Origin of the sequence: Saccharothrix sp. CCNWYY140 (genome assembly GCF_037401995.1) — a bacterium.
In the GTDB taxonomy this organism is placed as follows: domain Bacteria; phylum Actinomycetota; class Actinomycetes; order Mycobacteriales; family Pseudonocardiaceae; genus Actinosynnema.
In genome coordinates, this window is record NZ_JBBEGC010000190.1 from 1 (window position 1) to 10416 (window position 10416).

General features: G+C 70.8%; 10 protein-coding genes. 7 read left to right on the forward strand and 3 right to left on the reverse strand.

Annotation, left to right across the window (positions count from 1 at the left end):
- The first annotated feature begins 354 nt into the window (after positions 1-354).
- The 3 genes from WBN91_RS37460 to WBN91_RS37470 all read left to right on the forward strand — a co-directional run bounded on the left by WBN91_RS37460 (position 355) and on the right by WBN91_RS37470 (position 3719).
- The gene (locus WBN91_RS37460; RefSeq protein WP_337729043.1) at positions 355-1644 is read left to right on the forward strand and encodes an acyl-CoA dehydrogenase family protein; all 1290 of its coding nucleotides are present in this window, start codon (positions 355-357) and stop codon (positions 1642-1644) included.
- 18 nt (positions 1645-1662) lie between these two features.
- Complete coding sequence (locus tag WBN91_RS37465) at positions 1663-2871, forward strand: acyl-CoA dehydrogenase family protein (protein ID WP_337729042.1); 1209 nt, start codon at positions 1663-1665, stop codon at positions 2869-2871.
- 71 nt (positions 2872-2942) lie between these two features.
- A complete protein-coding gene (locus tag WBN91_RS37470; RefSeq protein ID WP_337729041.1) occupies positions 2943-3719 on the forward strand; it encodes an SDR family oxidoreductase in 777 nt (258 codons plus the stop codon).
- Here the strand turns inward: WBN91_RS37470 and WBN91_RS37475 are convergent, their stop codons facing one another.
- Positions 3720-4457 carry an MBL fold metallo-hydrolase gene (locus WBN91_RS37475; protein WP_337729040.1) on the reverse strand — a complete coding sequence of 246 codons (738 nt, stop codon included), beginning with the start codon at positions 4455-4457 and terminating at the stop codon, positions 3720-3722.
- Between the two features lie 84 nt (positions 4458-4541).
- Between WBN91_RS37475 and WBN91_RS37480 the strand changes: the two genes are divergently transcribed.
- Positions 4542-5699: an epoxide hydrolase family protein gene (locus tag WBN91_RS37480; protein WP_337729039.1), complete on the forward strand. Its 1158-nt coding sequence runs from the start codon at positions 4542-4544 to the stop codon at positions 5697-5699.
- Here WBN91_RS37480 and WBN91_RS37485 read toward each other — a convergent pair.
- Both WBN91_RS37485 and WBN91_RS37490 read right to left on the reverse strand, forming a co-directional pair.
- Positions 5635-6591: an aminoglycoside phosphotransferase family protein gene (locus WBN91_RS37485; protein ID WP_443217865.1), complete on the reverse strand. Its 957-nt coding sequence runs from the start codon at positions 6589-6591 to the stop codon at positions 5635-5637. The two genes, WBN91_RS37480 and WBN91_RS37485, sit on opposite strands and share 65 nt — an antisense overlap.
- 23 nt (positions 6592-6614) lie before the next feature.
- Complete coding sequence (locus tag WBN91_RS37490) at positions 6615-7625, reverse strand: helix-turn-helix transcriptional regulator (protein ID WP_337729036.1); 1011 nt, start codon at positions 7623-7625, stop codon at positions 6615-6617.
- 84 nt (positions 7626-7709) lie between these two features.
- Between WBN91_RS37490 and WBN91_RS37495 the strand changes: the two genes are divergently transcribed.
- The 3 genes from WBN91_RS37495 to WBN91_RS37505 all read left to right on the forward strand — a co-directional run bounded on the left by WBN91_RS37495 (position 7710) and on the right by WBN91_RS37505 (position 10238).
- Complete coding sequence (locus WBN91_RS37495) at positions 7710-7988, forward strand: hypothetical protein (protein ID WP_337729035.1); 279 nt, start codon at positions 7710-7712, stop codon at positions 7986-7988.
- Positions 7989-8005: 17 nt separating this feature from the next.
- On the forward strand, positions 8006-8623 hold the full coding sequence (locus WBN91_RS37500) for a GNAT family N-acetyltransferase (protein ID WP_337729034.1): 618 nt from the start codon (positions 8006-8008) through the stop codon (positions 8621-8623).
- Between the two features lie 235 nt (positions 8624-8858).
- Positions 8859-10238 (forward strand): putative glycoside hydrolase, encoded by a 1380-nt coding sequence (locus tag WBN91_RS37505; RefSeq protein WP_337729033.1) that lies wholly within the window; start codon positions 8859-8861, stop codon positions 10236-10238.
- The last annotated feature ends 178 nt before the right edge of the window (positions 10239-10416 follow it).

The window sequence follows — 10416 nt, forward strand, 5'->3', positions numbered from 1 at the left end:
CCTTCGGGCAGGCCATACGGTGGGGGAACCGAGGCCCTCCACTTGTAGGTGACACCTACCGCGCGCTGCGCGCGCGAAGGACCGCGCTGCGCGAAGGACCGCGCTGCGCGCGAAGGGCACCGTTTGCGCGCCAAGAACGGCTGCCTGTGCGTGGTGGGGGTGGTGTGGTGCGGGGGGCGTTGTGGGGTGCGTTGAGCGGCGTTGTGGGGGGTGCGTTGAGGTGCCGGGAGGGGTGGGGCGGCCTGGGGCTCCCGTATCTACTGCTGAGTAGGTTACTCTGAAGTAGATAGCGTCGGGTGTGGAACAGGGGGTGTCGCGGTGGCTGGTACTGCGGGGCAGGGTAGGCGGGATGTGATGGGGGTGGCGTTGGCTGTCCTCAACCGGGTTGCCGCGTCGGACGTGTTGGACCGGTTCGGGCTTCGGAAGCCGGTTGAGCGTGGGGTGTACGAGGCGACTCGGGGTGGGTTTCGGACTGTTGCTGCGGCTGGGCGGTCGTTTGGCGCGGTGCAGAAGCTTGGGAAGCCGGCTCGGTTGCCTCACCGGTCTGAGCAGGGGCTGTTCGACATCACGCCCACCGACGAGCAGCAGATGATGGTCGAGATGTTGCGCGAGTTCGCCGCTGAGCAGTTGCGGCCGGTGGCGGGGGGTGCGGATGCCGCCTGTGCTGCTCCTGCCGAGGTGCTTGGGGCGGTGAACGAGTTGGGGGTCAGCCTTGTCGGGGTGCCCGAGGAGTTGGGGGGCGCGGGTAGTGAGCGGTCTGCTGTTAGTGGGGTGTTGATCGCTGAAGCGCTCGCTCATGGGGATATGGGGCTTGCGGTGGCGTGTCTGGCGCCGGCTGCGGTGAGCACTGCCTTGACGTTGTGGGGCGATGCTGGCCAGCAGGCTACGTATCTGCCTGCGTTTACCGGGGACGACGTGCCGGCGGCGGCGTTGGCGGTTCAGGAGCCGCATGCGTTGTTCGATCCGTTTGCGCTGCGGACCAAGGCGCATCGGGCCGGGGGTGGGTTCGTCCTCAATGGTGTGAAGGCGTTGGTGCCCAATGTGGCCAAGGCTGAGTTGTTCGTGGTGGCCGCTGATCTTGCTGGGCTTGGGCCGGTGTTGTTCCTGGTCGAGTCGAGTGCGCCGGGGTTGACGGTTGAGGCCGATCCGGGCATGGGGTTGCGTGCGGCGGGCATGGGGCGGCTGCATCTGGATGACGTCACCTTGCCTGCTTCTGCGCTGCTGGGGGACGAGAAGTCCTATGCGGACTGCGTGCGGCTGTCGCGGCTCGGGTGGTGTGCGTTGGCCATCGGGACCGGGCAGGCCGTGTTGGACTACGTGATCCCCTACGTCAACGACCGGGTCGCATTCGGCGAGCCGATCAGTCACCGGCAGGGGGTGGCGTTCTCCGTTGCCGACATCGCGATCGAGTTGGAGGGCATGCGCCTGGTCACCTATCGCGCGGCCAGTCGTGCCGAGCAGGGCAAGTCGTTCGCCCGGGAGACGGCGTTGGCGCGGGCGTTGTGCGCTGACAAGGGCATGAAGATCGGCTTGGACGGCGTGCAGCTGTTGGGTGGGCACGGGTTCGTCAAGGAGCACCCGGTGGAGCGGTGGTACCGGGATCTGCGTGCGGTCGGGCTGGCCGAAGGAGTTGTCCTCGTCTGACGGGGTGGAGAGGCGATCATGATCAACCTGGAAGTTCCCAAGAAGTTCGAGCAGCTCGTCGACCAGGCCCACCAGGCGGCGGCGGAGTTCCTGCGGCCCAACTCGCGCAAGTACGACGAGGCCGAGCACACCTACCCCAAGGAACTGGACATGCTGGCCGCCCTGCTGGACGGCCTGTCTGCCGCCGGTGGCGGGGCCGGGGCGGGTGGGGTGCGGCGCGGGGGGTCGGAGAAGGCCAAGCCGGGCAACAAGAACGGGTCCAACCTCCAGCTCCTGCTGGGCACCATCGAGATGTGCTGGGGTGACGTCGGCCTGCTGCTGAGCATGCCGCGCCAAGGGCTGGGCAACGCGGCCATCGCGTCGGTGGCCAACGACGAGCAGCTCAAGCGCTACCAGGGCAAGTGGGCCGCGATGGCGATCACCGAACCCGACACCGGGTCGGACTCGGGCGCCATCCGCACCACGGCCGTCCGGGACGGCGACTACTACGTGCTCAACGGCGAGAAGATCTTCGTCACGGCCGGTGAGCGCGCGGACTGCGTGGTGGTGTGGGCGACGCTGGACCGGTCGTTGGGCAAGGCGGCGATCAAGTCGTTCGTGGTCGACCGGGACACGCCGGGCTTCGAGCTGGTGCGCCTGGAGCACAAGCTGGGCATCCGGGCCTCGGACACCGCGCACTTCCGCCTGGACAACGTGCGCGTGCACAAGGACAACCTGCTGGGCAGCCCGGAGATCAACACCGAGCAGGGCTTCGCGGGCGTGATGCAGACCTTCGACAACACCCGCCCGCTGGTGGCCGCGATGGCCGTCGGCGTGGCGCGGGCGGCGTTGGAGGAGACCCGGCGGGTGCTGGCGGAGGCGGGTGTCGGGGTCGACTACGACCGTCCGGCGAACGCCCAGCACGCCGCGGCGGCGAAGTTCCTGAAGCTGGAGGCCGACTGGGAGGCCGCCTACCTGCTGGCGTTGCAGGCGGCGTGGATGGCCGACAACCGCAAGCCGAACTCGTTGCAGGCCTCGATGGCCAAGGCGAAGGCGGGGCGGACCGGGTCGGACGTCACGCTGGGCTGCGTGGAGCTGGCCGGCAGCACCGGGTACAGCGAGACGTCCCTGCTGGAGAAGTGGGCGCGCGACTCCAAGATCCTGGACATCTTCGAGGGCACGCAGCAGATCCAGCAGCTCATCGTGGCGCGCAGGTTGCTCGGCAAGTCGTCCGCCCAGCTGAAGTAGCCCGGCGGAGGGTCGCGGGGTGCTCGGAAAACCGGGTGCCCCGCCTGGGGCGGTCCCGCAGGATGTAGATCATGAGTGATGTGGACGCGGGAACGACGGGACGACCGCTGGCCCTGGTGACGGGTGCCGGACGGTCGGCGGGGATCGCCGCGACCGTGGTGCTGGACCTGGCCCGAGCGGGCTGGGACGTGGCCTTCACGTATTGGACCCCGTACGACGCGCGGATGACGTGGGGTGCGGAGCCGGACGCGCCCGTGAAGTTGCAGGCTCAGGTGGAAGCCCTCGGGGCGCGGGCGGTGGCGATCGAGGCGGACCTGAGCGACACGGAGGTGCCAGGCGGGCTGTTCGATCGCGTCGAGCGCGACCTGGGGAACGTGACCGCGCTGGTGCTGTGCCACTGCGAGTCGGTCAACTCAGGACTGCTGGACACCACGGTGGAGAGCTTCGACCGGCACTTCGCGGTCAACGCGCGAGCGACGTGGCTGCTGATCCGGGAGTACGGCCTCCGGTTCCGCGGGGCGCACGGCACCGGCCGGATCGTCAGCCTGACCAGCGACCACACCGCCGGGAACCTGCCCTACGGGGCGAGCAAGGGCGCGATGGACCGGATCACGCTGGCCGCCGCCCGCGAACTCGCCCACTTGGGCGTGAGCTGCAACGCGGTCAACCCCGGGCCGACCGACACCGGGTGGATGACCGAGGAACACAAGGCGGACATGATCCGCTTCACGCCCCTGGGACGCATCGGAACGCCGCAGGACTGCGCGAACCTGGTCACGTTCCTCTGTTCCGCCGAGGGCAGGTGGGTCAACGGCCAGCTGCTCAACAGCAACGGCGGCCTCGGGTAGTCACCGCAGGGCGGTGTCCACCATGCCGGAGATCGGGCCGCGTGCCAGGCCGCCGTGGCCGGGAACCAGGGTGTCGGCGGGCAGGTCGCGCAGCGCGGCGATGGCTGTCGTCACGCCGTCCTCCGAGGTGTTGAAGACCTCGGGCAGGCGCTGCGGACCCTCGCCGCGCCGGGCGGTCGGGTGGCCGGTGACCAGGGCGTCGCCGCTGAACAGCACGCCCGTCGACGGCATCAGGTAGGCGGTGTGGCCGCTGGTGTGGCCCGGGGTCGGGATCGCCACCAGGCCGCCCGGCACGTCCAGCGGCTCGTGCGGCGGCACCACCCCCACCTGCGGCAACGACATCCGCAGTCGGGGGAACACCGCCCGGACCGTGTCGAGCACCCACCGCCGGCTCGCCCGGTGCCCGCACAGCCGCAGCATCTCCAGCGGCGTGATCTGCTCCAGGTACTCGCGGCGCGCGTGCCGGGCCTCCTCCGCCCCGGTCAGGACCGGGGTGCCGAAACGGCCGGTCATCGTCGGCACGCCGCCGAGGTGGTCCAGGTGGGCGTGGGTGAGCAGGATCGCCGTCACGTCCCGCGGATGGTGGCCGATCTCGGCGATGGACGCCAGCAGCGCGTTGGAGTCGTTGGGGTAGCCGGCGTCCACGAGGGTCAGCGCCGACCCGTCCGACACCAGCGCCCAGTTGACGTTGGTCCCGGTGACCATGTGGACCTGGTCGTTCACCCGTGTCATGTGCATGTCGTCACCTCGTCGTCGACCGCGAACCCGCCCGCCACCACGAGGCTAGGCTCGATTGTGGATCATCGCGAGGGAGGACACCCGTTGACGCAGACCCCCGTCCACGTGCCGGACCACGTCCTCGACGACCTGCGCCGGCGACTGGACCTCACCCGCTGGCCCGACGACGACGGCAACGAGGACGGCTCCTTCGGCGTGCCCGTCGACCACCTGCGCGCCCTGGTCGAGCACTGGCGGACGTCGTTCGACTGGCGGGCCGCGGAACGGGAGATCAACGCCTACGAGCACCACAGGGTCGACGTGGACGGCGTGCCGGTGCACTTCCTGCGCCGCCGGGGCGGCCCGACCCCGCTGATCCTCACCCACGGCTGGCCGTGGACGTTCTGGCACTGGAAGAAGGTCGTGGACCCGCTCGCCGAAGCCGGGTTCGACGTCATCGTCCCGTCCCTGCCCGGGTTCGGCTTCTCCGGGTGGCGGCCGGACCTGAACTTCTGGAAGGTCGCCGACCTCTGGCACGCGCTGATGACCCGCGTCCTGGGCCACGACCGGTACTTCGCGGCCGGCAACGACGTCGGCGCCCTGGTCACCGGCCAGCTCGGGCACAAGCACGCCGACAGCGTGCGGGCCATCCACATCGGGTCGGGGCTGAGGCTGGACTTCTTCACCGGCGACCGGGCCTGGGACTTCAGCGGCGGCCGGCCGATCCCGGAGGGCCTGCCCGCCGACGTGCACGCCCGCGTGGTCGCGATGGACAAGCGCTTCGCGGTGCACCTGGCGGCGCACGTGCTCAGCCCCAGCACCCTGTCCTACGGGCTGACCGACTCGCCCGCCGGGATGCTGGCGTGGGTGCTGGAGCGGTGGACGGCGTGGAGCGACAACGGCGGTGACGTCGAGACGGTGTTCAGCAAGGACGACCTGCTCACGCACGCGACGATCTTCTGGGCCTCGGGCTCGATCGGCCGGTCGATCCGCATGTACGCCAACCACAACCGCTACCCGTGGACGCCGTCGCACGACCGGTGGCCGGTGGTGGAGGCGCCGACCGGCATCACCTTCGTGGCCCACGAGAACCCGCCCGGCGTGACGACGTCCGACCGCGTCGCCCACTTCCTCGCCTCGGACCGGGCGGCCTGGTACCACCACGTCAACCTGACCGCCCACGACTGCGGCGGCCACTTCATCCCGTGGGAGATCCCGGAGTTGTGGCTGGCCGACCTGCTGCGGACGTTCGAGGGCCGCTGACCAGGGCGGCGGCGATCGCGACCTGCACCGGTTCGAGCGCCGGCTTGCCGTCCTCGACGTCCCACAGCGCGTTCTGGAGGACCCGGCCCAGCGTCCACGCGGTGGCCCGGTCGCGGTCCAGGGCCAGGGCGTCGGTCAGCAGGTCGAAGCGGCGGCGGACCGCGCGCGGCACGTCGCCGGTCGCCGTGACGAGCTCCCAGCGGTTGTCCAGGGCGGGCAGGAGGTCGAAACCGGGGTCGCCGGCCAGCGACTCCGGGTCGATCGCCAGCCACGGTTCCCGCTCGCCGGCCAGGACGTTGTCGGGGTGCAGGTCCCAGTGCAGCAGCCGGTCACCCGCCTCGCCCACCACCTCCCGCACGGCCGCCGCGCACGTCCGGACCAGGGCCGCGTCGTCGGGTCCGAGGCGTTCCAACGCCCACGGGACCTGGTCGAGCATGGCGGTGGCGACGTCCTCCAGCCGCCGCAGGCCGGGCGGGGCGGGTACGGCGGTCAGGCGCGCGAGGAGTCCGCCGAGGATGCCCAGGGCGGTGTCGTCGTCGGGAACGGCGGACAGCGGACGGCCGGCGTCGAGGCGTTCGAGCAGCATCACGCCGCCGGCGTCGTCGTGGTCCAGCAAGCGCACGACGCCGTCGCCGTCCCATGTTCGCAGCCCGGCCAGCGCGCCGGCGGTCTCGTCGCTGGGTGGTTGCAGGCGCAGGGCGGCCGGGGTGTCGTCGGTGGTGCGCACGACCGGCAGCACGAGCGACGCCATGCCGTGGCGCGCGGGACCGTCCGGGCGCAGGGACCAGGCGTCGAGCCGGTCGGCGGCGAGCGCGGGCAGGGCGGCCAGCCAGGCGCGGCCGGCGGGGGAGCGGTGGGAAGCGACCAGGGCTTCGGGGACGTCGAAGTGCATGGCCACCTCGACTGTACCGGTGATCAAGTGCCGAGGGCGCGGGCCAGCAGAGTGCGGCGGTTGCGGGTGCCGGCCTTGGTGAAGATCGACTTCAGGTGGTCCTGCACGGTGTTCTCCGACAGGTGCATCCGCGCGGCCAGCTCGCGGGTGCCCGCGCCACCGGGCAGCAGGGTCACCAGCTCCGCCTCGCGCGCGCTCAGCCCGACCGCCCGGGTGAACAGGCCCAGGCGGTCGGTCGGGGAGGTCTGCTCGATGCCCACGGCGATGCCGCCGGTCCCGATCCGCGCCGCGCGCAGCGTCACCCAGTCGCCGCCGGACAGGTGCGCCCGCGCCCACGGCGGGTGGTCGTCCACGCCCGCCTCGACGGCCAGCAGCTGTGCCGCCACGTTGTACGCGCCCGCCGGGATCGGCGGACGGCCTTCCGCCGGCGGCACCATGACCTTCAGGTACTCGTGGGTCTCCGGGGTTTGGCCGAGCACCTGGAGTTCCGGGGACAGCAGCAGCACCAGCGGTCCGCGCACGGCGGCGGCGGGGTGGTCGAACGTGCGGGCCGCGCACGTGCGCAGCGCTGTCGTCAGAGAGGCCCGCAGTGAGCCCAGGTACGTGGTTTCCGCTGTCGTGAAAGGACTCCCGCACCTCCACAGGTCGAGGAAACCCCAGCAGCCGTAACGGTCCCGGAACACCGCCGAGGCGACATCCGCGATGCCGTGCCCGCGGAGCAACACCCGCCACGGCGAGTCGTCCGCGTCCAGGGTGGCGACCTCCGCGCCCAACGCGGTCCACCGGTTGGCGCGCGTGAGGTACTTGAGGCGGATCAGCTCCGGCAGGCGCGGGAGCAGGGCGGGCGGGACGTCGGCGAGCGGGCGCGTGCCGACGGTCGTCTCCGGATCGGTGAGCACCCACACGTGCGCGTCGAACGGCACCACGCCCCGGACCTCCCGCAGCACCGCAGACCGCAGCGCCACCGCGTCCACCGCCGCGTCGCAGATCCGCTCGACGCGGGCTGCCGAGCGCGTGAACGCCGCGGGGGCCACGGGACGAGGGTAAACCCCAGAACTCTGGGATACGGCGCGGAACGCGGCCCGGCTTAGCGTCGGTGTGTCCGAAGAGGAGGAGCCATGACCACCTTGCACATCGAGCACCCGGTCGTCGCGTTCGACCTGTGGAAGTCCGCGTTCGACCGCTTCACCGACGTGCGCGCCCGCGCCGGCGTGCTGTCCCACCGCGTCCGGCGGCCGGTGGACGACGACCGGTACGTGGTGATCGACCTGGACTTCGCCTCCACCGCGCAGGCCGAGGCGTTCCTGGGTTTCCTGCACCGGGAGGTGTGGTCGTCCCGCGAGAACGCGCCCGCGCTGGTGGGCGAGCCCACAACCCGGATCCTCGTCGACGCCTGAAGATCTACTGTGGACCCGTGGACCGGGTGCGGCAGTGGGTTCGGGGTTGGGTCCGGTGCCGGGACACCCCGGACCCGGTCGAGCAGCACGACGGGTTCCGGATCGACGTCGGCTTGGCGGGCCACCGCGTCCGGTACGTGATCACCGGCACGGCGTCGGTGCGCGAGCGTTCGTCACTGACCGCGCCGGGCACGTGGCTGAAGGTGTGCGCGCGGCGGGACGAGGTGCTGCCGCTGCTCGGTCCGGAGTGGGTGGTCGGCGAGCCGGAGTACCTGATGAGCGTGCCCCTCGGCGCCGGCGCGGTGGGCGCGGCGCCGGACGGGTACCGGGTGCGGGTCGTGGGGGAGCGGGGGTTCCACGAGGTCGTCGTGACCGGGCCTGGGGAGGCGCCGGCCGCGCGCGGCCGGTTCGCGGTGCGCGAGGGCGCGGCGGTGGTCGACCAGGTCGTCACCGAACCCGAGCACCGGCGGCGGGGTCTGGGGAAGCTCGTCATGGGGCTGGTCGGCGTCGAGGCCGCCGAGCGCGGCGCACGCGTGGGAGTCCTGGTCAGCACGGTCGCCGGGCGGCCGTTGTACGAGTCGCTGGGGTGGCGCGTGGACTCCGACGTGGTGGCTGCGCACGTGCCCGGCGTGTGAACTGTGAACCCACGCCCATCGCAAGATTTTTTCGCGAATTGTGGTCCGCATTACTTGACTTGTCGGTAACGCAACGGCTTGACTCCCGCGTAACCAAAATCGTCTCCGAACCGCAACACAATCCTTCGGCGCGCCTCCCCACCGCGCGCCGCCCGGGAGTCCCCGACCTCCCCGCACACCGCCGGCGCGTCCCGGCACGGCCCCTGCCTGCCGCGCGCCGCCAAGGAGTTCCACCATGCCCTGGTTCCAGGCTGCCCGCGCGCTGGTCGCGGCCGTCGTCGCCCTCCTCGGACTGACGGCGAGCCCCACCCCGACCCCGACCACCCCGGCCGCTCCCCCGAGCAGCAGCACCACAGCACCAACCACGACAAGCACGACGACCACGACGTCGTCGAGCACCACGTCGTCGAACACCTCAAGCACCACCACGCCTCCCACCACCACCACCACGACGTCTGCGAGCACGACGACAACCCCCAACGCTCCGCAGGCAAGTGGTCGCGTGCAGTCGTTCTGGCTGCACATGAGCGGCACGCCCACCACGGACGAGATGATCGCCACGGAGGCGAAGCGACGCTCTTACGTCGTGCTCAACGCGTGGGAGGGCGACATCGCCCGCAAGCTCAAGGCGGCCAACCCGAAGATCCAGGTGTTCGTCTACAAGGACCTCACCTCCACCCGCAGCTACGCCTGCCGCAACGGCGTGGACGACGCCCAGCTCCCCGCGGGCGTGGGCTACTGCGACGCCGACAAGAACCACCCCGACTGGTTCCTGTTGAGCCCCGGCGGCCAGCGCTTCGAGTACAACGGCTACGCTGGCCACTGGCAGATGGACGTCGGCAACCCGGCGTACCAGAACACCTGGGCGGACAACGTGATCGCGTCCAGCAAGGGCGTCTTCGACGGCATCTTCATGGACAACGCCCTGTTCCCCTGCGACGCCTACCACCCGGGCACCTGCCCGGCGAAGTACCCGACCAACGCGTCGATCCAGGACGCCTACAAGTCCATGCTCGCCGGCACCCGCGCGAAGTTCACGGCAGCAGGCCTGAAGACCGTGGCCAACCTCTCCAACGCCCGCCTCCACACCGGCGCCTGGGACGCCTACACCGAGCACCTGGACGGCGGCTTCGACGAGTGGTGGCTGACCTTCAACGACAACGACCTGCTCTCGGAGTACCCGGAGGGCTGGAGCAGGCAGGTCGCGGAGATCACCAGCAACGAGGCCCGAGGAAAGATCACCTGGGTCCAGCCCCACTACACCCAGGGCGCGGACCAGCCGTTCCGCTACGCCCTGGCCAGCTACCTGCTGGCAGCGGGCAACCAGGCGGCCATCGCGGAAATCACCCAAACCGACGGCTACGGTAACGCCACCCCGTGGCACCCGGAATACGACTGGAACCTCGGCACCCCCACGGGCCCGTACAAGTCCCTGGGCGGCAACATCTTCCGCCGCGACTTCACCTGCGGCGTGGTACTCGTGAACGCCAGCAAGACCGGCACCCCGACCGTAGGCGTCCCCTTGGGCGACAACTACACCAACGCCAAGTCCACGTCGGTGTCCTCGGTCGCACTACCGGGCACCACAGGCGAAATCCTCCGCAAGTCCTGCTAGCCAACCCCCACACAACGCGCTGCGCGCCTCAAGCGCGCAGCGCGTTGTTTTTCCCTACAGCCCAAGAGGCAGGCACACCCCCTCCGCCGCCCGCAGGGCGCGCTCTTCGAAGTAGCTCGCGCAGCAGACCTCCCAACTTGGGCTTCTTCCGTCATCCCCGTATGGCCTGCCCGAAGGG

Bases quoted from the DNA above. Each gene is read 5' to 3' on its own strand.
- WBN91_RS37460 (WP_337729043.1), top strand. From the start codon at position 355: ATGGGGGTGGCGTTGGCTGTCCTCAACCGGGTTGCCGCGTCGGACGTG.
- WBN91_RS37465 (WP_337729042.1), top strand. From the start codon at position 1,663: ATGATCAACCTGGAAGTTCCCAAGAAGTTCGAGCAGCTCGTCGACCAG.
- WBN91_RS37470 (WP_337729041.1), top strand. From the start codon at position 2,943: ATGAGTGATGTGGACGCGGGAACGACGGGACGACCGCTGGCCCTGGTG.
- WBN91_RS37475 (WP_337729040.1), bottom strand. From the start codon at position 4,457: ATGCACATGACACGGGTGAACGACCAGGTCCACATGGTCACCGGGACC.
- WBN91_RS37485 (WP_443217865.1), bottom strand. From the start codon at position 6,591: ATGCACTTCGACGTCCCCGAAGCCCTGGTCGCTTCCCACCGCTCCCCC.
- WBN91_RS37495 (WP_337729035.1), top strand. From the start codon at position 7,710: ATGACCACCTTGCACATCGAGCACCCGGTCGTCGCGTTCGACCTGTGG.
- WBN91_RS37505 (WP_337729033.1), top strand. From the start codon at position 8,859: ATGCCCTGGTTCCAGGCTGCCCGCGCGCTGGTCGCGGCCGTCGTCGCC.